The organism is Chryseobacterium foetidum, from assembly GCF_025457425.1.
Classification (GTDB): Bacteria; Bacteroidota; Bacteroidia; order Flavobacteriales; family Weeksellaceae; genus Chryseobacterium; species Chryseobacterium foetidum.
The window spans coordinates 504,481-524,558 of record NZ_JAMXIA010000001.1 but is presented as its reverse complement, the minus strand read 5'-3'; the positions used below and the strand labels follow the sequence as shown (position 1 = coordinate 524,558).

Genomic DNA, 20,078 nt, shown 5'->3' with positions numbered 1-20,078 from the left:
TTTTTGATACGAAGTGTAAAAATAATGATTTTAAATAAAGTTTTCTTCCCTTTTCTTATTTTTTTTGCCATATCTGTCCACGCTCAAATCGGTGATACTTTGGGAATCAGACCATTAAGTCAATATCCTCAGGATCAGTTAAAAGTTGATGAATACGGACAGAAATATTTTTATGACGAAAGACAAAAAGCTAAGATTTACGAGATTAACGGGGAGACTGTAGTCATCATGGATGAATTGAGATTGGTCAACAGACCAAAATTCAATAATCAATTGGATAAGAATTTTTATCTGTTCCTGAATAAGAAACTGTACCGCGTTTATCCTCTATTCCTCACGGCTCTTCAACAATATCGGGATATTCAGGCGGACATGCAGGATATGGATTCTGCTGCCAAACGAAAATTTGTGAAAGACCGTCAAAATATGCTGGCAGACCAATATGAAAAACAGCTAAGGGATTTGACGACAACAGAAGGTCAGGTTTTTGCAAAACTGATGAGCCGTGCCACCGGAAAAAATGTATTTGAAGTAATCAAGGAATTACGTGGCGGGTGGAGTGCTTTTTGGTGGAATGTAAAAGGTAAAGTGGCAGATATTGATTTGAAAGAAAAATACAATCCACATAAAAACAGAACAGATGAGTTTTTAGAATCCTTGCTTCAATCCAACTGGAACTCGGGTTATTTACAACCTTATCCTGGTGCTAAAGATTTTAAATCTCCGCGATAAAATAAATTCCTGTAAACTTTTACAGGAATTTTTCTTTTAATTTATCAAAAACAATTTTGTCTACGGGAAGTGGGAAAGGGTTGTCTGGTCTGTCAATATCTATCCATTCTGTTCTTTCTATACAGGGATCCATGATTAGAAAATCTTCCTCATTTATAATTTTCACCAAATAATATACTGTTAAAAGCTGTTCATTTTCCCGAAATCTTGAAGTCAGAAAATGTTCCTGGGTATAGAAGTGATCAATAATTTCAATTTTCACGTTTAGCTCTTCATCAAATTCTCGGTGAAGGCAGTCGGTGAGTCCTTCACCTAATTCAAGTCCACCTCCGGGAAGTTTCATCAAAGGCTCACCGGCATATTCTTCAAATAATGTAAGTACTTTTTTATCTTTCACGGTACAGGCGTACACCCGCACATTGATTTTATCTACCATATATTAATATTTGTAATGCTAATTTAAAGATTTTGTTTTGTATTAAACCTTAAAAAACCAATTAATCACCGGTAAATCTGAAACAACAAATTTTAAATATTGAATCTTAAATCTTAAATATTGAATTTTAAATCTAAATCTTCCACGCATTAATCATCTCACGTTTTCCAGGAGGCCCCTGTTTTTTTTCCACATTAAAATTGAGTTCTTTCAGAATCCTCCTCACACTTCCTTTGGAGGAATAGGTTGTTAACAATCCGTTCACATCCATTTTGTCTGAAACCAGCTCAAACAAAGGCATTTCCCAAAGATCGGGCTGTACTCTTGCACCAAAACAATCAAAATAAACAAGGTTTATTTTTGGTAAGTCTATGTCTTTCAGCTCAAAGAAGTCACATTTTATCTTTTTTAAATGAAATCCGGGAATAATTTCATTTAAATTTTCCCAATCTGTCTGATGAATTTTTTGATAAATGTTTTTTAATTCTGTGTTATCAAAAAGTTCGAAATACGCCAAATCATTAATTTCGGATTCATTTATCGGATATTTTTCAAGCGTAAAATAATTAATCTTATGATTTTTATCAGTTTTTAAATATTCATTAATTGTAACCAAAACATTCAAACCTGTGCCAAAACCGAGTTCTAAAATATTAATTTCGCAATCATTTATTAAATTTAATCCATTTTTAATAAACACGTGTTCCGCTTCTTGTAGTGCACCATGATGTGAATGGTAGTTTTCATTCAATTCATTGATAAACAATGTTTTACTTCCGTCATTTGTTGTCTTGACTTCTCTTTTCATGCTTTTTTTGTCAAATTTAACCTAAAATTTTTATATTTAAAAAATTATATTAAATTTGTAGAACATCATAAAAAATTTAAGAAATGATAATTCAAAAGACAGAAAACTCCAGAATTTCAACATTCGACCCTAGTAACTTTTCATTCGGAAATGTTTTCGCTGATCACATGGTGATTTGTGAGTACGAGAATGGAAAATGGGGTGATGTGAAAGTGGTTCCTTACGGTCCGATTCCTTTTACTCCGGCGATGATGGGAGTAAATTACGGACAGGCTTGTTTTGAAGGTATGAAAGCCTATAAAGACAAAGACGGACAGGTTTTCCTTTTCAGGCCCGAAAAGAATTTTGAGCGTATCAATAAATCTGCAAAGCGTCTTGCAATGCCGGAAGTAACAGAAGAAATGTTTCTTGACGGATTGAAAGCTTTGGTAAATATCGACAGAGAATGGATTCCACAAGGTGAAGGTAATTCTTTATATATAAGACCTTTAATTTTTGCCACAGAGGAAGCTCTGAAAGCAAGAGTTGCCAATAAATATATGTTTGCAATCGTGGCTACACCGGCAAAAATGTATTACACAGAACCGGTTTCGGTTAAAATTTCAGACCACTATTCAAGAGCGGCAAGCGGTGGTGTAGGTTCTGCAAAAGCAGCAGGAAACTATGCAGCTTCTTTCTATCCAACTCAGTTGGCGATTGAAGAAGGTTACGACCAGATTATCTGGACAGACGATGCTACCCACGAATACTTTGAGGAAAGTGGAACGATGAATGTTTTTGTAAGAATCAACGATACAATTTATACCCCACCAACTTCAGAGAAAATTTTGGATGGTGTTACCAGAGACAGCTTCATTCAGTTGGCAAAAAAGAGAGGTTTTGAAGTGAAAGTTGAGCCAATTAAAGTGAAAGACGTTGTTGCTGCACAGAAAGACGGAACTTTAAAGGAGGTTTGGGGTGTAGGAACAGCAGTAGTTACCACAGTTTTCCAGGCTTTGGGATACCAGGGTGAGAAGCTTGAATTGCCAAGACTTTCAGATGAGGAGAGTTTTGCTATTACCTTAAAAAATGATTTGGTAAATCTACAGACCAATCTTACGGAAGATCCTTTCGGATGGAGAGTTTTGGTAGAGAAAAACGTTCTTGAGACAGTGTAATCAACTTACAAATAAATTTAAGGCCGGGATTTTTCCTGGCTTTTTTTGTTTTTATATGTTCTCATAATTGCGTATTTTCGCATCAGTTTATAAAATTTAAACTATAAACATTCTGCTATTGAAAAAATTAGTAATTCTATCGGTTTTGGCTTTTGTTGGCTGCAAGAGAAATACAACAGTTTATCCTCCGGTAGGCGGGGTTCTGAGCCAGTCTGACCTTAAAACTTCTAAAGAGAGAACCAAAAATCTCAATACTTTAGAAAGACAACAGATTCAGGAGTGGATTTCAGGTCAGAAAACAAAATTTTATCCTACAAAATTGAATTATTGGGTAAATGTTGATGGTTTTGATGACAGAAAGAAACAGGTAGATGATGTTGCGGTGTCTTATTCTTATGAGCTTTACGATTTTGATATGACAAGAATTTATGAGAAAGCTTTTACAAGAGAAAACGCAAGGTTTGGTCATTTTGATGAACTGAAAGCTGTAGAAAACGCACTGAGATATATGAAAGCGGGAGAGGAGATTACTCTTCTTGTACCTTCTTCACTGGCTTATGGCACTTTCGGTGATCAAAATAAAATTGATAATGATGTTCCTTTAATTATAAAACTGAAATCAATATAAATGAAACTTTTAAATAAAAATATAATACTTGCAGCGGCAAGCGTTTCGCTGATGAGCTGCACTCCAATCTATAAAAAAATGAACGTAGAAAAAGAAACTTACGAAAGTCTTGATAACGGACTTTATGCTAATCTTCAGACAACGAAAGGTAACATGATCGTGAAGTTGGAAGATAAAAAAGCACCGGTAACTGTTGCCAACTTTGTTGGTCTTGCAGAAGGAAAAATTGATAACAAAGCGAAAGCGAAAGGCGTTCCTTACTATGACGGAACTATTTTCCACAGAGTGATCAAAGACTTTATGATCCAGGGCGGTGATCCTCAGGGAACCGGAATGGGAGATCCTGGCTACAAGTTTGAAGACGAGAAAAACGACCTTAAACATACAGGAAAAGGTGTACTTTCTATGGCGAACTCTGGTCCGAACACCAATGGTTCTCAGTTTTTCATCACTGAGGTGGCAACACCTTGGTTAGACGGAAGACACACTATTTTTGGTAAAGTAGTAAAAGGTCTTGAGACTGTAGATACTATTGCAAACGTAGAAAAAGGTGCTCAGGATAAGCCTAAAACGGATGTTGTCCTCGAGAAAGTTGGTATTTTCAGCAAGGGGGATGAGTATAAAAACTACGATGCTGCAAAAACTTTTAATGAAGGTAAATCTAAAATTGCTGCCAACAACAAAGCAATGGCTGAAAAAGCTGAAGCAGAAGCCAATAAAAATCTGGAAGGTTTAAAAGCGGGAATGCAGAAAACTGAATCAGGACTTTATTATAAAATCACCAAAACTACAACGGGAGCTACTCCGAAAGTTGGTGATAATGTTTCTGTGCATTATGCAGGAAAACTGGTTAACGGAACTGAATTCGATTCTTCATTCAAAAGAAATGAGCCTATCGAAATTCCTATCGGGATGGGTAGAGTAATCAAAGGTTGGGACGAAGGAATCCTTTTGTTAAAAGAAGGTGAAACTGCCACATTATTGATTCCGCCGGCGATGGGTTACGGTGCAAACGGTGCAGGAGGTGTTATTCCACCAAATGCATGGTTGATTTTCGATGTTGAATTGGTTAAAATTAAATAATCAGACAATAAAATTCATAAAGCCATTCGTAAGGATGGCTTTTTTTATATTTTTACCGAAAAAAATTATGAAAACAAAATTCTTTGTAAGTCTTTTTTTGATGATGAGCTTACTGTTTTCTGCTCAGAACAATCATCAGCAGGCGATTTCAAAGTCATTCTCTTCTTTTTTGAGTCAGTTGAAAAACAGGGATATTGATCATGTAGTTGAAAATATTTATCCAAAATTTTTCACAGTTTTGTCGAAAGATCAGATGAAAATGATTTTGAATATGACCTACAACAATCCAATAATGAAGGTTGAAATCATCAATTACAAAATTTCACACGTTGGAAATATAGAATTGGTGGATGGTGAGTATTTTTCAATTGTGAATTACTCCACAAGAATCCGTTGCAATGCTGAAGGGATGCAGGAGGAAATGAGAGAGAACATAAAAAAGATGCTCGTTCAGAAATACGGGAGCGGAAGTGTGGTTTATTATCCCAATGAAATGGCTTATTACATCAATGCAAAAACAAAGGCTGTTGCCATCTCAAAAGACCGAAAAAACTGGAAATATGTTTTGGTGGAGAAGGAAATGAAACAGCAATTAAATAAAGTTTTACCGAAGAAGATTTTAGATAAGATTTAAATATGATTTTCCGGTTTAATTATAAAGCAAAAATTTGTAGTCTTTTTGTCATTCCGTAGGAATCTAAACTATTTTATTTCAGTGTGTTGAGATTCCTACGGAATGACAAACAAACTTTTGAGAATTTAATTTTTTAATCAGTCAATTGCTCGCAGACAAATTCTGTCGTTTACAACGTCATCTCAAAAACTTTTGCGACTTTTGTGTCTGAATTTTAAAGAAGATTTATGAAAATTATTGCAGTCATTCCCGCTCGCTACGAAGCAAGCCGTTTTCCGGCAAAACTGATGCAGATTTTAGGTGAAAAAACCGTGATTACAACGACTTACCAAAACGTTGTTGAAACAGGTCTTTTTGATGAAGTATTTGTGGCAACAGATTCTGAATTGATCTTTAATGAAATCGAAAAAAACGGCGGAAAAGCAGTAATGACAGGACAGCACGAAACCGGAAGCGACCGTATTGCCGAAGCTGTACAGAATATCGACTGCGACATCGTCATCAATGTTCAGGGGGACGAACCTTTTTTAAAACTTGAACCTTTACAGCAATTAATCGAAGTATTTAAAGAAGATGAAAATCAGGAAATTTCTTTAGCTTCATTAAAAATAAAACTTCACGAAAAAGAAGAAATCGAAAATCCGAATAACGTAAAGGTTATTACTGATAACAATGGTTTTGCGCTTTATTTCAGCCGTTCTGTAATTCCTTTTCATCGGGAAATTTCATACGATGTAGATTATTTCAAGCATATCGGAGTTTATGCTTTCAGAAAACATGCTTTGATTCAGTTCTCTAAGCTGGAAATGAAACCTCTGGAAATCTCCGAAAAAATAGAGTGCATCCGCTATCTCGAATACGGAATGAAAATTAAATTGATCGAAACTAATTTTGTCGGTGTAGGTATTGATACGCCGGAAGATCTGGAAAAAGCAAGGAAATTGATTTGAAAATGTATCAATTAGATAATTTGAAAATGCTGTTGATAGTTTTACATTTTCAAATTAATTCATTCTCAAATTTTCAAATTAAAAAAACTTATATTTGACTTGATAAAAATGATTTAATGAAGAAAATTCTTTTAATATTCGTCCTGATATTTTCACAAAACATTTTCGCTCAGACTGCTAAGGAGATCATTGATAAAAATATCGAACTGTCGGGCGGATTAACGCAATGGAAACTTCTGAATTCTGTTTTGCTTCAGGGGAAAGTGATTTTGGGTGTGAAAGATGAATATCCGATTAAAATCTATCAGTCACGTCCCAATTTAACAAAAACTGCCATCACCATCGGCGGCAAGGAAACGGCGATTGAAGGCTACGACGGCAACAAAGGCTATGCAATGAATTACGCTGCCAACAAGCTTCAGGAGTACAAAGAATATGTGGCTGAGAGTTTCGACAACGACTTTATCGATTGGGAAAATAAAGGTTTTGAAGCTAAATATTTAGGAAAGGAAAAAATCGGGAATATCTACTGCCACAAAGTGGAACTGACTAAAAATGTGAACAAAAACATCTATTATTTCGACACCAAAAACTTCATGCTTTTGAAAGAAATAAAAAAAGATGACACTTTAATGTACTCAGATTACAAAAAGGTAGGAAATTTGATGATGCCTTTCAGAATTGAATCGTCCAGCGACAAAAAAGACGGAGACTATGTGATGATTCTCAACAAGGTGGAAATCAACAAAGTCTTTCCTGCCAATACTTTTAAATTTTAAAATACCTGAATCAATATGAAAAAGATGTTTATTATGCTGCTTTCATTTGTGGCATTCATCAACAGCTGCGCTCAGAAAAAGTCTGAGACTTCAAAAACCAAAACCAAAGAACTTATGGGAAAATCAATTTACGATTACAAAGTAGATGCCCTTGAAGAAGGCAAAACCATCAATTTCGCAGACTTTAAAGGAAAGAAAATCCTGATTGTCAACACCGCATCAGAATGTGGATTTACGCCACAGTACAAAGATTTGGAACAAATTTCAAAAGAATATGGCGATAAATTGGTCGTAGTAGGATTTCCTGCCAACAATTTCGGCGGACAGGAGCCTGGAACCAACGTAGAAATCGGCGCTTTTTGTGAGAAAAACTATGGTGTAACTTTCCCTTTGGCTGCGAAGGTTTCAGTGAAGGGCGACGATATGGCTCCCATCTTTAAGTTTCTTACAGAAAAAGATTTAAACGGAGTGAAAGACAACGATATCCTATGGAACTTTACCAAGTTTTTAGTAGACGAAAACGGTAAGCTTATCGGCTCTTTTAAAAGTGATGTGAAGCCTACTGATGAGGCAATTGTGAAGTATTTGAAATAAAATATTTTTGGATTATAAATGAAAGCAACCTGATTTGGGTTGCTTTTTTTGTTTCATCTGACGGAATTAAATTCGCCCACTTCTTCGGTCTGAATTAACTTTACTTTTTTATATTTTCTATTAAATTCTTTCACAAAACATTCTTTCAGGTCTTTATCCAGTGCGCGTGTCACTTGTGAGAAATCTAAATAGATCAAATCTGCATCAGGTAGTTTGTTTATCACGTCTGTGAGTTTTTGGCAGTACAAATAGGGAAGCGAAACATTATAAAATCTGATATAAACCGGATCCGTATTGAGCAACTCAAAAATATTATCTTCATCGATATAAAATCTGGTTTCAAAAAGATGTTGATCCACCATAGCATTGGGACGATATAATCTTTTCATGTAATCAAGAAATTCCATGATAATAAAACCTTCCTCCGAATCTTTTTCAGGACTCCAAATTTGGGCTGGTTTTCCATCGTAATTATCAATTGTGAAAGAAATACCATCGTAGCCGATTTTTTTATCATTTGCTGATCTTGATATCGTAATCAATCTGTTCATTTCTTCCACAAAATGCTTTTTTACATTAACATCAAGTTGAGCTTCAAAACTTGAGTTGGTAAGTAAGTGCTGATTTTCTTTTAAAAAATCATCATAATCAGAAGGAATTGGTAATTCTGAATTTTTCAGCTTTAATGAATTAAGCAAGTGATAGTTGTCTTGGGTTGTAAACCTTAAAATGTCACCATCCACCAGCTCCACCTTAAAACCATTATGAAATGATGGCGCAGACTGAAAGATAAAGTGATCATTCCTCTGTGCAAAAATATTTATACTTACTAACAGCAATACAAAAAGTGATTTATATCTGGTCATCATAAAATGTTTTTAAAAGAATTTTATTTAAAAGTAAGTCTAATTTCTTCTGGTTAAATAAGTCTTTTAACGAATTTACAAATTAGTCAGATATTAAAATTAAAAAACTGGCATGCAATCCTGTAAATGCACGCCAGCTTTTTAAAAATGCCCGCGGGTAGTTGGCTAAGTTCCCGCCAGTAATTTAAAAATGCTCAGTAGTGAGTTTTAAAATGCTGGCGGGGAATTTATTTTTCGTTACTTAGCTTTTTCAAACTTCGTTACAGCGAGCATTTCCCGCAAGTCTATTCCGGGACGGAAAGTTATTTTTGGCGCTTTAATCATTGATGAATTAAACTTTTCAGCGCTTTCTGCTCCTTCGCTGCTCAGTCGCATACTGAAAGAACCAAAATCACCAAATCTCACAATTCTTCCTTCGGACAGATGCTTTGCAAGAGCCTTACTTAAATCATTTAAAACGGCTAAAACATCGGTGTCGCTCACGGTAGTGGAACCTCCTGCAATCTCTTTGCTCAGGCTTCTGAAGGTCACTTCACCTGTCGCTTTTGCAGTCGCATAGAATTTTTTGGGTGCAGACTGATCTGCCGGATTTCCTTTTTCGCTTAGTGAATACTGTACTGGCATAATAATGTGTTTTTTTGGGTTAATATTTTCAAATATAATAATTTAATCGGAAAAATATAAATCAAATATTATTATATGATGATTTTTTTTCTTAATTAAAGTTTAAATTTTCTTTTATCAAAAAGAGATCTTCGCTGTAATTTCTACACTTGAAAATAAAGCAGTTGAGATTCCTACGGAACGACAAACAAACCGTTAAATATGAAATTATCATTAATTACGGACACACATACCTATATTTAAAACAAAAAAGCGATCCGAAGACCGCTTTCATTTTATAATTTATTTTGTTTAATCCGCTTTGCAGATAAATTGAGAAAACGTTTGACGAGCATCGCTGCTGAAATTGTTAAACCCAATCCGAGTGCAATCCACATTCCGAAGGCACCCATTTTCATCGTCACACAGAGAAAATATCCCAAGGGAATTGTAATCAGCCAGTAGGCGATGAAGGTGTAGATAGAAGGCACTTTTACATCCTGCAAACCTCTCAGCATTCCCAAAGCCGTCACCTGAATTCCGTCTGAAAGCTGGAAAAGGGCAGCGATAATCAGCAGTTTTGAAGCGAGTAAAATCACTTCCACTTCTTCAGGTTTTGTGAAAAACGTAGGCAGAATATCTCTTCCGACAATAAAAAACAATCCACAAAGACACATGAAAAGAAAGGAAATTTTCAGATTGTTGATTCCTATTTTTCTTAATTCTATGAAGTTCTGTTCGCCAAGTTTTCGTCCAATCATTACAGTTGACGCCACACTGAAACCGATACAGAGATTAAAAGTAAATGATGCCATGCTCAGCGCAATCTGGTGCGAGGCAATGTCGTGAGCGGAAATCAATCCACAGATGAAAGCTGCCGCTGCGAAAGCCGTTACTTCAAAGAACATCTGCAGGGCAGTGGGAAAGCCTAATCTTACCATTTTTTCAAACATATTCTTTGAAAAAACCTGTATTTTCAGTGAAAAATCTTTGATGTACTGTCTTGTTTTCGGTTCTTTAATCAGGACAAAATACAGGAAAATAACCATGAAAATTCTGGCAATCAAACTCGCCAACGCCGAACCTTTCACACCCATTTCAGGGAAAATCCAAAGTCCTTTAATGAAAACGTAATTGAGAACAATGTTGATTACATTGGCGATAATTGTAGCTTTCGTTACTCCAATGGTATAAGACAAACCTTCAGAAACTTCTCTTAAAGTCTGAAACGCCATAAATGGAACAATACTGATGGCCATAATCCACAGGAAATCTGCCGTGTCAGGAATGATCTTCGCCGGCTGACCGGAGTGATAGAGCAGTGGCATGCCCGCAAAAAGAACAAGCATCAGAATAATTCCGACGGTCATGTTGATCACAAAACCATGACTGAAAACCGAATTGATTGTTTTATGATCATGCTGAGAATGCGCCTCCGAAACCAATGGTGGAATGGCAAACGAAAAACCCAATGCCAAAACAAACATCGAGAAAAATACGGCATTACCCAGTGAAACTGAAGCCAGCGCGTCGGCTCCCAAAAGTCTCCCTACTATAATATTGTCAAAAAGGTTTACAGAAACCTGCCCAACCTGAGTAAGCATTACCGGAAGAGCCAGTGTGAGGGCCTCTTTCGTGTAATTTTTATTTAAAAAGTTCATAATAATAACAAAAAAAAATCTGCAGCATAAATACTGCAAATTTTTATAATTTAAGAGAATTAAGTATTAATTTATTTTCTCACAAAACTTGCAACGTCTTCCTGCGAAACGGTCGTTCCACCAAGAATAATTAATCTTTCCACCACGTTTCTCAACTCACGGATATTTCCTGTCCACGAAAGTGCTTCCAGAGCCTTGATCGCCGAATCATCGAATTTTTTCAAAGCAGTTCCGTGCTCATCAGAAATTAATCCCGAGAAATGGTCTACTAAAAGCTTGATATCTTCTTTTCTCTCATCCAAAGGCGGAACGTAGATTTCAATTACAGAAAGTCTGTGGTACAAATCTTCTCTGAATCTTCCGGCTTCGATTTCCTTTGCCATATTTTTATTGGTTGCTGCAAGCACTCTCACATCCACCTTGATTTCTTTGTCGCTTCCTACCGGCGAAACTTTGCTTTCCTGCAAAGCTCTCAACACTTTGGCCTGAGCAATTAAACTCATATCACCGATTTCGTCCAGGAAAATTGTTCCGTTATTGGCCTGTTCAAATTTACCTTGTTTATCTTTTATAGCTCCGGTAAATGAACCTTTTACGTGACCGAAAAGTTCAGATTCAATCAGTTCAGATGGAATTGCAGCACAGTTTACTTCCACCATCGGACCTCTTGATCTTTCGCTCAAATTGTGAATAGCGTGAGCTACAAGTTCTTTACCTGCTCCGTTGGGACCTGTAATCAAAACTCTTGCATCAGAAACAGCTACCTTTTCAATCATTTCCTGAATCTTTTTTAAAGGTTCAGACTCACCGATCATCTGGTATTTTTTGTTGACTTTCTTTTTAAGCGTTTTGTTTTCGTTCTGAAGATTTTTATTTTCTTTTTTAAGTGTTTCTTTAACCAAAGCGTTTTTCACACTTGTAATCAGTCTGTTGATGTCGATAGGCTTTGAAATAAAATCGTAAGCTCCATCTTTCAGACAGGAAACGGCAGAATCGATATCGGCATGACCGGAAATCATAATAAAAGTGCTCTCAGGTTTCAGCGCCATGCTTTGTTTCAGAAGTTCCGTACCTGATAATTTTGGCATTTTGATATCAGAAATTACCAGTGCAAAATCTTCTTTTTCAATATGTTTAATTCCTTCGAGACCGTCTTCGGCAATCACAAATTCATATTCGGTCAGTTCATCAGAAAGAATACTGTGAAGTACTCCGGAAATAGCTTTTTCGTCTTCTACGATAAGGATTTTTTGCATAGTCGCAATTTAATTAAATTTTCGCTGATAATTAGCAAATATTATTCCTAAATGGTCTTCTGATGTAAAACAGTGGTATCAGTTAATCTTTATTGCAGATTTTCTACAATTTACTTTCAGAAAAATAAGTACTCGCCTAAACATAAATAGTGTAAATCATAAATTCTTTTAAATATCTCTATCGTAAAACATCTGCGAAAATCTGCGTAAAATATCTGCGAAAATCTGCGGGAAAATTTAAAGTTTACTCGAAAATATTACTATGAGCAAATCTATTTATTGTGAATAATCTCTTCTTCCAAAAATAGCAGACCCTACACGCACTGAATTGGCACCGCAGTTAATTGCAATCGGAAAATCATCGCTCATTCCCATAGAAAGAGTTTTCAATGGACGTTTCTCATTAAATTTATTATAGAGATTTTTTAAAACTGAAAATTCTTTTTTGACCTGATCTTGATTATCTGTAAAAGTCGCCATTCCCATCAAACCGGTGATTTCCACATTTGGAAAATCTCCCTTAATAAACTTTTCAAATAAGTTTTCAGCTTCAGAAACTTCAAGGCCGAATTTTGAGTCTTCCTCAGCAATTTTCACCTGAAGCAAGACCTTGATTTTACGGTTGTTTTTCGCAGCTTCTTTGTTGATTTCATTTAAAAGTTTCTCAGAATCCACACTTTGGATGGTGTCGATAAATTCAGCAATATATTTTACCTTGTTGGTCTGCAGATGCCCAATCAGATGCCACTGAATATCTTTTGGTAGTTGAGGATATTTTTCTGTCAGTTCCTGCACTTTATTTTCGCCAAAAACCTTTTGACCCAAATCATAAACCTCCTGAATTGCCGAAACGGGATGTGTTTTTGAAACCGCAACCAACTCCACATTTTCTGAAAGTTGGTTTTTTATATCGTTGTAATTTTCCTGTAAACTCATAGATGCAAATTTCTTGTTTTTTATTGAAACTAAAATTAATTTCCGGATTTATTCATCTAAAGTTTTCTTTAGAAATAAAGAATTTTTAATCGCGGCAGTTCCCCACGTATTGTTGAAAAAGATATAAGATTTCAGATTATTCTGCCTTATTTTATCTGCCAGATTTTCGATGTTTTTATCTGAATATTCGGATTTATATAATATTGGCTTCCCGTGAAGTCTGTAGTACAAAACGTCGGAATTATTAATGATAAAATCCTCGGGAAGGTTAGATGGAAAACTGACCCCAGAAAAAACGATATTCATTTCCTTTAGAGCCTGAAATATTTCATCTTTCCACCATGATTCGTGACGAAATTCAATTACATTTAAGAATTTTAAATCTAAATTTTTACAAATCAAATCCAGATTTTCCTTTGTATTTTTGAAGGAGGGCGGAAACTGGTATAAAAATCCTGCCAGCTTTTCTTTGACTCCGCTTTGAATATGGTTACAGAATTCTGAAATTTCTTCTTTACATTCATTCAGCCTTTTTTCATGAGAAATTGTCTTCGGAATTTTAATGAAGAATTTAAAATTATCCGGCGTTTCATCAAACCATTTGAGCAGGGTTTTCGCAGTTGGTTTCCGGTAAAAAGTAGAATTGATTTCTACACAGTTAAATTCTTTTGCATAAAGTGTCAGAAAGTCTTTGCTTTTTGCATCTTCAGGGAACAAAGAACCCTTCCAGTCGTTGTTGTAAAAACCTGAGCAACCGATGTAAACATTTTCTTTCTTCATTTTTAGACCTTTAATAGATTAAACTGTAAATACACATTTTTAATTCCTACATGAAATTAATGCCAGGTTTGCCCGAACTTCATTATTTACCTTTCAAATCAACTGAATTAAGCCTCAGAGAATTTAAAATCACAGATAAAGAACTCACGCTCATTGCTGCCGCCGCAATCATTGGCGAAAGTAAAATTCCAAAAAACGGGTACAACAATCCTGCCGCAACCGGAATTCCCAAAACATTATAAACAAAGGCGAAGAACAGATTTTCTTTAATGTTTTTAAGCAACTTTTCACTCAACAATTTTGCCTGAGCAACACCCAAAAGATCACCTTTAAGCAAAGTGATTTCAGCACTTTCAATAGCGACATCAGTTCCGGTTCCCATCGCAATTCCGATATTGGCTTGGGCAAGGGCAGGAGAGTCGTTGATTCCGTCGCCGGTCATGGCTACAATTTTTCCCTGAGACTGAAGTTTTTTCACTTCATTCAATTTATCTTCGGGAAGACAGCTGGCTTTGAAATTTTTAATTCCTAATTCCTCCGCAACAGCTTTCGCTGTGTTTTCATTATCTCCGGTCATCATGATCACTTCAATGCCTTCATTCTGCAACTGTTGAACGGCTTTTTCAGATGATTCTTTAATTTTATCCGTAAAACTGAGGAAACCTAAAACCTCGTTGTCCTGAACCAAAAAAGATATCGTATGTGCTTTTAACTGAACTTCAGCTACCTTCGATTTCAAGTGTTCAGGAATAGAAATTTGGTTTGAACTCAAAAGTTTTTCGTTGCCAAGATAAACCGTTTTTCCATTAATAGTCCCTTTCACACCCTTACCGGAAATATTTTCGAAACTGCTGACTTTTTCTGCTGAGATATTTTCGTTTTTAGCTTTTTTAATAACAGCATTTGACAGAGGATGTTCTGAATTTTGATTTAATGAAAATGCTAATTTTAAGATTAAATTTTTATCACTTTCATGAGATTCTATGTGTTCCAAAGACGGTTTTCCTTCAGTTAAAGTTCCTGTTTTGTCGGTAATTAAGACGTTTACTTTATTCATCTGTTCAAGGGCTTCGGCATTTTTAATTAGAATTCCATTTTTTGCTCCCTTTCCAATTCCTACCATCAAAGACATCGGCGTTGCCAGACCTAAAGCACACGGACAGGCAACAATTAAAACTGCAACGGCGTTCACAAAGGCAAACAGGGTTTTCTGGTTTTCAGGACCGAAAATCTGCCATAAAATAAAAGTTGAAACTGAAATTAAAATCACGACAGGAACAAAAACTTTCGCCACTTTGTCCGTCAGTTTCTGAATAGGAGCGCGGCTTCGGCTGGCGTCGTTGACCATTTTGATGATTTTTGCGAGCAAAGTTTCATCACCGACTTTGTCAGCTTTCATCAGAAAAACCTGATTTCCGTTGATGGTTCCTGCACTCACTTTTGAGTCAACATTCTTCTCTACAGGAATGGGTTCGCCCGTAATCATACTTTCGTCGATAACAGAATTTCCCTCGATAATTTTTCCGTCTACAGGAATTTTTTCTCCAGGCTTTACTTTCAGAATATCTCCAATTTTTATTTCGGAGAGTGAAACTTTCTTTTCTTCATGATTAACAATCAAATTAGCTTCATCAGGCGATAAACTCATCAGTTCTTTGATGGCATTTCCTGTTTTTTTGTGGGCTAAAGCTTCCATCAATTGTCCTAAAATAACCAAAGTTAGAATCACGCAAACTGCCTCAAAGTAGAGAGGAATTTCATGATTGTGACCACGGATTTCGTGTGGAATTAAATTGGGAAATATCAAAGCAGCGATGCTGAAAATAAATGCGGCGGAAACGCCCAGCGCAATCAGACTGAACATATTAAGATTCCATGTTTTAAAGGAAATCCATCCTCTTTTCATCAGAAACCATCCTGAGTAAAATAATACCGGAAGTGTAAGAATCAATTCAAACCATCCCTGAAGTTCGTGTGAGAAAGGAAACTCTATCAGCATTCCACCCATAGAAAGAATGAAAACCGGAATGGTAAATGCCAGAGAGATAAATAATTTTCGTTTTAAAACAGAATAAGTTTCATCGGAATCATCACCGTTTTTATCGGGATATTTTACGAGATCCATTCCGCAAACCGGACAGCCAACGTTGGAATCATATACTTTATCGCCTTCACAAAACATGGGGCAGTAGTATTTTCCCGAGGTGTCAGTTTCGTGTTTCGGGCTTCGTGTTTCGTGTGATGAATAATGACTTGCAGCTTCTGACATCCCGCTTCCAACCAAATCATCAGTAATCTCTTCCAGATGCATGTGGCAGACAGGGCAACCGACGTTGGAATCATAGACTTTATCACCCTCACAGAACATCGGACAATAATATTTTCCGATATTGTCTTTAAAATTTTCGGGAAGATTTGTTTTTGAGAATTTAGGCTTATAATTGGGATCTTTTTCCAGTTTTTCCTCAATAGGAACGAGGAACATGTTGCAGGTCGGGCATCTTTTGCCCTGTTGAAAATAGACTTTTTCGCCTTCACATTCCATCGGGCAGTAATACACCGAACTTGGGGATATTCTTTCGCTGGGATGCGGTTTTTTATGTTGATGAGATTTGTTTTCCATAGTTTGAATTTACGATACAAATTTCAGGAAAGCAAACGGGAATATGTTATAGATTTAAGGATATTGTTTATAGAATTAAGGTTTTAAATTTAAATCAAATCCAAGGCTTTACGATTATTGGTTTTCAGTTTTTTAAATTCGGTAGGAGAGAAGCCTGTGCTGTATCTGAATTGAGCTGATAAATGCTGAACACTTTTGTAGCCGAGTTTCGCAGAGATTTCAGTGAGCGTAAATTCGTTATACAGAAGTAACTCTTTTACCTTTTCAATTTTCTGAAGAATAAAGAACTGCTCCAAAGTAACGTTTTCGGTTTGTGAAAAAGTTTTGGAAATCAAACTGTAATCTTTGTGCAGATTTGCAGACAGAAATTCAGACAAAACAAAATTTTCAGCAATATCGAGGCTGCCGATTTTTGTTATAATCAGATTTTTAATTTTTTCAATAAGTTGCTGCGAAGAATCTTTTATCCTTTCAAATCCAGTATTAATCAGGTTTTCTTCGATGTTATTTAAAACTTCTTCTGAGATTTCAGATTTCAGTTCCACTTCACCTAATCTGATTTGAGCGACGTCAATTCCGGCATCCTCAAAAATTTTTGAAACTGCCGAAATACAACGGTTGCATACCATATTTTTAATGAAAATCTTCATCGCTATCCTTTGGTTTAAGCCTGTCTTTTACAAATTCCACTTTTGTTTTGCCATGAGGTTTAGGATTTCCATCTTCATCAAGGTTTACCATTACAATTCTGTCGACTGTAATAATCGTTTGGTGCGTCATTTTATTTCTTACCTGACAGGCCAAAGTCACAGATGTGGAGCCAAATTTTGTTACTTCAATACCAATTTCAATAATATCTCCCTGTTTGGCAGAGCTCACAAAATTAATTTCTGATATAAATTTGGTTACGATTTTCTTGTTTTCAAGCTGAATAACAGCGTAGAGTGCCGCTTCTTCATCAATCCACTGCAACAATCTTCCTCCGAAAAGTGATTGGTTGGGATTAAGGTCTTCTGGTTTTACCCATTTTCTGGTGTGATAATTCATTGAGTTTAAATCTGATTTAGTAGGTTAGTGGGTTAGTGGGTTAGTGGGTTAGTGGATTAGTGATTTAGTAGTTTAATTGATAGATGATTACTCATTTATGTCTTGTACTAATTGGTTTCGCTTCGACTTCTTTTGGAACGCATGGCTTTTACTTTTTTGACAGAATCATCTGCAAGAAATTGTCTGTATCCATCAGATTCTACAGGAAAAAGTGCAATTTTAGAATCTTCATCATGATGTATTCCAAATCCGTATCTTTTTGAAAGAGCCGATGACCGGAGGCAAGGCTGGCCTTTTGAGAAAAACTTAATGCGTTCGTCAGGCTTTTCAGAATCAGTTAAATTGTTTTTGACAGCGTAGGTTTCAAATACGAGATCATCAGACGTGAAGAGATAAGGATTGTTTCTGATCAGTCTAAACTGTATTTCGGCAGCCGTTTCAGTTTTTTTTGAAGGCGGAACTTCAGAAACCGAAACCGGACAGTCTTCAGCTACTTCAATAAAAGTATTTTGATAATTTGTAGTGTGAATTTTCATCTTCAGGCTCATTTACGACCTCTAATTTACGAAAAAACTTTAAAATATGATATCTAAAGCATTTACAAAGTCTCTAAGCATAAGCACTTGCGGGCAACTTTAACAATTATTCAAATGGATAAAAAAAAACTTGGTTTTGAAATTTTTAATTGTATCTTGCAGACGTTTATATTTGGAATCAATATTTGTTCATTACTGTATGTTGTTTTTCTTTTATATACCAAATCTTTACTAATTTAATTTTTTTTACAATGAACATTTTTGTTTCAAACATCAATTACGCAACTAAAGAACATGAGTTGCAGGATCTATTTTCAGAGTTTGGAGAAGTTTCTTCAGCTAAAATCATCACAGACAGAGAGACTGGTCGCTCAAGAGGTTTCGGATTTATCGAAATGGGTGACGCAGAAGGACAACAGGCTATCGAAGCTTTGCACGAGAAAGAATTTAACGGAAAAGCGTTAAACGTTTCTGAAGCTAAGCCAAGAGAAGATAAACCAAGAAGAAGTTTTGATAACAACAGAAGCGGTGGCGGAGGCTACGGTGGAGGTAACAGAAGCGGCGGAGGCGGCGGTTACGGTAACAATAGAGGTAACGGTGGTGGAAGTTACGGTGGTGGAAACGACCGTGGCGGAAATCGTTGGTAAAAATAGAGGCGGCTTTTTAAGCCGCTTTTTTTTGCTGGTTCACGAACTGGCTGACTAATAAAAAAATGACAGACCGATAAAGTTTGTCATTTTTATTTGGACTTAAAGCTAATCGTAATTTTTCCGCATGAGTTTTTAAAACCAAGCTTTAACTACAGTTACGATCAGTCTTTTTTCTTTTTCTTTTTTTTGTCTTTAGACTTTTTATCTTTTTTGGGATTAAGAATTTCTTCAGCAATTTCCAGTTTTGGTTCTTTAATTTTCGGAGGTTTAATTTCTAAATCTTCCCCCAGATATTCTTTAAAATCATCTTTTGTGACAAGATTTTCCATGAAAAGAAACGTCACAATTTCTTTTCCTGAATTATCAAAAAAGTGCTCTGCAATTTCTCTCAATAAAAAGTTTCTGTAATCTTCCACAGGAACGAGAGCACTGTATTTAAAAATCCGACCTTCTTTTTCGGTTTTCAGATAGCCTTTCTCAACCAGAATTTTAAGATATGTGGAAACGGTATTTTGATGCGGTTTGGGCTCTGGATGATGCTCCATCACATCTTTCAGATAAAAAGAATTCAGCTTCCAGAAAAGTCTCATCAGATTTTCTTCAGCTGGTGTAAGATGATTGATTTTCATATAAAATTTTTAGTTCCTGAATTGAATATCGCAATAAAGATAAAGAAAAGAAACCAAAAAAGCGATAACTGCCCCTAAAACAACTTCTTTCGGCGTGTGTCTTTTCAGAATAATTCTCGTTAAACCTACCAAAGCAGCAACAAAAAGCCAGGCAATTCCCATTGAAGTATCAATATTGAAAAATAAAGCCGCTACAAAAATGTTAAAAGCAGTATGCATGGAACTTTTAATAAAATAATTACTGACCTGCAAAGCCAGAAGTAAAACCAAAATAAAAAGCATGACAAAATCAAATCTGCCATGTTTTAGATAGGAATAAACCAGATAAGCAATTACACAGATACCGATAAATATGTAAAGGGTCTTGCGCTGCACACGGTTAGACACATCCATATTGGTGTATTTTCCCGTTTTCACATTGTAGGTAATCCACGCTATCACAGGGATTATGACCATTAATAAAATGGGCAGAAAATGTTTCAGTGCCTGATTGAGATTGTATTCGTGCACACTCATATACACGAAAAATATGATAAGGGATACAAGAGGATTGAAAAAATCTGAAATGATTCTGGATACTTTGTGTAAAGGCGAAGCTGGTTTTTCTTCCATTTTAAAATTTGATAATGTAAATATAATATTATAACCAAAAAAACTATTAGGATGTATGTAATAAAAACAAAGTTTTTT

Annotated in this window: 23 protein-coding genes; 9 read left to right on the top strand and 14 right to left on the bottom strand. The window is 35.7% G+C overall.

Annotated elements, in window-relative coordinates; translation table 11 throughout:
- Positions 1 to 24 precede the first annotated feature (24 nt).
- Entirely contained in the window at positions 25 to 732 is a 708-nt protein-coding gene (locus tag NG809_RS02485; protein WP_262147777.1) for a DUF4294 domain-containing protein, read from the top strand.
- Positions 733 to 751: 19 nt separating this feature from the next.
- Here the strand turns inward: NG809_RS02485 and NG809_RS02480 are convergent, their stop codons facing one another.
- Both NG809_RS02480 and mnmD read right to left on the bottom strand, forming a co-directional pair.
- Positions 752 to 1,168: an NUDIX domain-containing protein gene (locus tag NG809_RS02480; RefSeq protein WP_262147776.1), complete on the bottom strand. Its 417-nt coding sequence runs from the start codon at positions 1,166 to 1,168 to the stop codon at positions 752 to 754.
- 133 nt (positions 1,169 to 1,301) lie between these two features.
- Positions 1,302 to 1,976, bottom strand: a complete 675-nt coding sequence (gene mnmD, locus NG809_RS02475) for a tRNA (5-methylaminomethyl-2-thiouridine)(34)-methyltransferase MnmD (protein WP_262147775.1) — start codon at positions 1,974 to 1,976, stop codon at positions 1,302 to 1,304.
- 83 nt (positions 1,977 to 2,059) lie between these two features.
- Here mnmD and NG809_RS02470 point away from each other — a divergent pair, with 83 nt between their 5' ends.
- From NG809_RS02470 to NG809_RS02440, 7 genes are all read left to right on the top strand, one after another.
- Positions 2,060 to 3,133, top strand: coding sequence for a branched-chain amino acid aminotransferase (locus NG809_RS02470; protein WP_262147774.1), 1,074 nt, complete (start codon positions 2,060 to 2,062; stop codon positions 3,131 to 3,133).
- A 118-nt stretch (positions 3,134 to 3,251) separates the two neighbouring features.
- Positions 3,252 to 3,761, top strand: a complete 510-nt coding sequence (locus NG809_RS02465; protein ID WP_262147773.1) for an FKBP-type peptidyl-prolyl cis-trans isomerase — start codon at positions 3,252 to 3,254, stop codon at positions 3,759 to 3,761.
- A 78-nt stretch (positions 3,762 to 3,839) separates the two neighbouring features.
- The gene (locus tag NG809_RS02460) at positions 3,840 to 4,844 is read left to right on the top strand and encodes a peptidylprolyl isomerase (protein ID WP_262152545.1); all 1,005 of its coding nucleotides are present in this window, start codon (positions 3,840 to 3,842) and stop codon (positions 4,842 to 4,844) included.
- 67 nt (positions 4,845 to 4,911) lie between these two features.
- Positions 4,912 to 5,478 (top strand): hypothetical protein, encoded by a 567-nt coding sequence (locus NG809_RS02455; RefSeq protein ID WP_262147772.1) that lies wholly within the window; start codon positions 4,912 to 4,914, stop codon positions 5,476 to 5,478.
- A 227-nt stretch (positions 5,479 to 5,705) separates the two neighbouring features.
- Positions 5,706 to 6,428 carry a 3-deoxy-manno-octulosonate cytidylyltransferase gene (gene kdsB / locus NG809_RS02450; protein WP_262147771.1) on the top strand — a complete coding sequence of 241 codons (723 nt, stop codon included), beginning with the start codon at positions 5,706 to 5,708 and terminating at the stop codon, positions 6,426 to 6,428.
- Positions 6,429 to 6,544: 116 nt separating this feature from the next.
- Positions 6,545 to 7,207, top strand: a complete 663-nt coding sequence (locus tag NG809_RS02445; protein ID WP_262147770.1) for an outer membrane lipoprotein-sorting protein — start codon at positions 6,545 to 6,547, stop codon at positions 7,205 to 7,207.
- 15 nt (positions 7,208 to 7,222) lie between these two features.
- On the top strand, positions 7,223 to 7,801 hold the full coding sequence (locus NG809_RS02440) for a glutathione peroxidase (RefSeq protein WP_262147768.1): 579 nt from the start codon (positions 7,223 to 7,225) through the stop codon (positions 7,799 to 7,801).
- A 53-nt stretch (positions 7,802 to 7,854) separates the two neighbouring features.
- Here the strand turns inward: NG809_RS02440 and NG809_RS02435 are convergent, their stop codons facing one another.
- The 10 genes from NG809_RS02435 to NG809_RS02390 all read right to left on the bottom strand — a co-directional run bounded on the left by NG809_RS02435 (position 7,855) and on the right by NG809_RS02390 (position 18,109).
- Positions 7,855 to 8,667, bottom strand: coding sequence for a hypothetical protein (locus NG809_RS02435; RefSeq protein WP_262147767.1), 813 nt, complete (start codon positions 8,665 to 8,667; stop codon positions 7,855 to 7,857).
- Between the two features lie 237 nt (positions 8,668 to 8,904).
- Positions 8,905 to 9,291 (bottom strand): HU family DNA-binding protein, encoded by a 387-nt coding sequence (locus tag NG809_RS02430; protein ID WP_262147766.1) that lies wholly within the window; start codon positions 9,289 to 9,291, stop codon positions 8,905 to 8,907.
- A gap of 275 nt (positions 9,292 to 9,566) precedes the next feature.
- Complete coding sequence (locus NG809_RS02425; protein ID WP_262147764.1) at positions 9,567 to 10,931, bottom strand: MATE family efflux transporter; 1,365 nt, start codon at positions 10,929 to 10,931, stop codon at positions 9,567 to 9,569.
- 71 nt (positions 10,932 to 11,002) lie between these two features.
- Positions 11,003 to 12,187 carry a sigma-54-dependent transcriptional regulator gene (locus NG809_RS02420; protein ID WP_262147762.1) on the bottom strand — a complete coding sequence of 395 codons (1,185 nt, stop codon included), beginning with the start codon at positions 12,185 to 12,187 and terminating at the stop codon, positions 11,003 to 11,005.
- 276 nt (positions 12,188 to 12,463) lie between these two features.
- Positions 12,464 to 13,123, bottom strand: a complete 660-nt coding sequence (locus NG809_RS02415; RefSeq protein ID WP_262147760.1) for a YggS family pyridoxal phosphate-dependent enzyme — start codon at positions 13,121 to 13,123, stop codon at positions 12,464 to 12,466.
- Positions 13,124 to 13,171: 48 nt separating this feature from the next.
- On the bottom strand, positions 13,172 to 13,903 hold the full coding sequence (locus NG809_RS02410; RefSeq protein ID WP_262147758.1) for a DUF72 domain-containing protein: 732 nt from the start codon (positions 13,901 to 13,903) through the stop codon (positions 13,172 to 13,174).
- An 82-nt stretch (positions 13,904 to 13,985) separates the two neighbouring features.
- Complete coding sequence (locus NG809_RS02405; protein ID WP_262147755.1) at positions 13,986 to 16,526, bottom strand: copper-transporting P-type ATPase; 2,541 nt, start codon at positions 16,524 to 16,526, stop codon at positions 13,986 to 13,988.
- A gap of 89 nt (positions 16,527 to 16,615) precedes the next feature.
- Positions 16,616 to 17,176 (bottom strand): helix-turn-helix domain-containing protein, encoded by a 561-nt coding sequence (locus NG809_RS02400; RefSeq protein WP_262147753.1) that lies wholly within the window; start codon positions 17,174 to 17,176, stop codon positions 16,616 to 16,618.
- Complete coding sequence (locus tag NG809_RS02395) at positions 17,160 to 17,573, bottom strand: acyl-CoA thioesterase (RefSeq protein ID WP_262147751.1); 414 nt, start codon at positions 17,571 to 17,573, stop codon at positions 17,160 to 17,162. The genes NG809_RS02400 and NG809_RS02395 overlap by 17 nt, the downstream gene beginning before the upstream one ends.
- 107 nt (positions 17,574 to 17,680) lie before the next feature.
- Positions 17,681 to 18,109, bottom strand: a complete 429-nt coding sequence (locus NG809_RS02390; RefSeq protein WP_262147749.1) for a DUF6157 family protein — start codon at positions 18,107 to 18,109, stop codon at positions 17,681 to 17,683.
- 251 nt (positions 18,110 to 18,360) lie between these two features.
- On the opposite strand from NG809_RS02390, the gene NG809_RS02385 reads away from it, so the two are divergent.
- Positions 18,361 to 18,756: an RNA recognition motif domain-containing protein gene (locus tag NG809_RS02385; protein WP_262147747.1), complete on the top strand. Its 396-nt coding sequence runs from the start codon at positions 18,361 to 18,363 to the stop codon at positions 18,754 to 18,756.
- Positions 18,757 to 18,920: 164 nt separating this feature from the next.
- Here NG809_RS02385 and NG809_RS02380 read toward each other — a convergent pair whose 3' ends face one another.
- Positions 18,921 to 19,388, bottom strand: coding sequence for a BlaI/MecI/CopY family transcriptional regulator (locus NG809_RS02380; protein ID WP_262147745.1), 468 nt, complete (start codon positions 19,386 to 19,388; stop codon positions 18,921 to 18,923).
- A gap of 9 nt (positions 19,389 to 19,397) precedes the next feature.
- Positions 19,398 to 20,000, bottom strand: coding sequence for a phosphatase PAP2 family protein (locus NG809_RS02375; RefSeq protein WP_262147743.1), 603 nt, complete (start codon positions 19,998 to 20,000; stop codon positions 19,398 to 19,400).
- Positions 20,001 to 20,078 lie beyond the last annotated feature (78 nt).

What these genes read in the sequence shown, in the direction of transcription:
- NG809_RS02405 (WP_262147755.1), bottom strand. Translation starts at nt 16,526, where the DNA reads ATGGAAAACAAATCTCATCAACATAAAAAACCGCATCCCAGCGAAAGA.
- mnmD (WP_262147775.1), bottom strand. Translation starts at nt 1,976, where the DNA reads ATGAAAAGAGAAGTCAAGACAACAAATGACGGAAGTAAAACATTGTTT.
- kdsB (WP_262147771.1), top strand. Translation starts at nt 5,706, where the DNA reads ATGAAAATTATTGCAGTCATTCCCGCTCGCTACGAAGCAAGCCGTTTT.
- NG809_RS02415 (WP_262147760.1), bottom strand. Translation starts at nt 13,123, where the DNA reads ATGAGTTTACAGGAAAATTACAACGATATAAAAAACCAACTTTCAGAA.
- NG809_RS02485 (WP_262147777.1), top strand. Translation starts at nt 25, where the DNA reads ATGATTTTAAATAAAGTTTTCTTCCCTTTTCTTATTTTTTTTGCCATA.
- NG809_RS02430 (WP_262147766.1), bottom strand. Translation starts at nt 9,291, where the DNA reads ATGCCAGTACAGTATTCACTAAGCGAAAAAGGAAATCCGGCAGATCAG.
- NG809_RS02425 (WP_262147764.1), bottom strand. Translation starts at nt 10,931, where the DNA reads ATGAACTTTTTAAATAAAAATTACACGAAAGAGGCCCTCACACTGGCT.
- NG809_RS02400 (WP_262147753.1), bottom strand. Translation starts at nt 17,176, where the DNA reads ATGAAGATTTTCATTAAAAATATGGTATGCAACCGTTGTATTTCGGCA.
- NG809_RS02380 (WP_262147745.1), bottom strand. Translation starts at nt 19,388, where the DNA reads ATGAAAATCAATCATCTTACACCAGCTGAAGAAAATCTGATGAGACTT.
- NG809_RS02385 (WP_262147747.1), top strand. Translation starts at nt 18,361, where the DNA reads ATGAACATTTTTGTTTCAAACATCAATTACGCAACTAAAGAACATGAG.
- NG809_RS02440 (WP_262147768.1), top strand. Translation starts at nt 7,223, where the DNA reads ATGAAAAAGATGTTTATTATGCTGCTTTCATTTGTGGCATTCATCAAC.
- NG809_RS02395 (WP_262147751.1), bottom strand. Translation starts at nt 17,573, where the DNA reads ATGAATTATCACACCAGAAAATGGGTAAAACCAGAAGACCTTAATCCC.
- NG809_RS02445 (WP_262147770.1), top strand. Translation starts at nt 6,545, where the DNA reads ATGAAGAAAATTCTTTTAATATTCGTCCTGATATTTTCACAAAACATT.
- NG809_RS02480 (WP_262147776.1), bottom strand. Translation starts at nt 1,168, where the DNA reads ATGGTAGATAAAATCAATGTGCGGGTGTACGCCTGTACCGTGAAAGAT.
- NG809_RS02390 (WP_262147749.1), bottom strand. Translation starts at nt 18,109, where the DNA reads ATGAAAATTCACACTACAAATTATCAAAATACTTTTATTGAAGTAGCT.
- NG809_RS02455 (WP_262147772.1), top strand. Translation starts at nt 4,912, where the DNA reads ATGAAAACAAAATTCTTTGTAAGTCTTTTTTTGATGATGAGCTTACTG.
- NG809_RS02435 (WP_262147767.1), bottom strand. Translation starts at nt 8,667, where the DNA reads ATGACCAGATATAAATCACTTTTTGTATTGCTGTTAGTAAGTATAAAT.
- NG809_RS02460 (WP_262152545.1), top strand. Translation starts at nt 3,840, where the DNA reads ATGAACGTAGAAAAAGAAACTTACGAAAGTCTTGATAACGGACTTTAT.
- NG809_RS02420 (WP_262147762.1), bottom strand. Translation starts at nt 12,187, where the DNA reads ATGCAAAAAATCCTTATCGTAGAAGACGAAAAAGCTATTTCCGGAGTA.
- NG809_RS02375 (WP_262147743.1), bottom strand. Translation starts at nt 20,000, where the DNA reads ATGGAAGAAAAACCAGCTTCGCCTTTACACAAAGTATCCAGAATCATT.
- NG809_RS02410 (WP_262147758.1), bottom strand. Translation starts at nt 13,903, where the DNA reads ATGAAGAAAGAAAATGTTTACATCGGTTGCTCAGGTTTTTACAACAAC.
- NG809_RS02470 (WP_262147774.1), top strand. Translation starts at nt 2,060, where the DNA reads ATGATAATTCAAAAGACAGAAAACTCCAGAATTTCAACATTCGACCCT.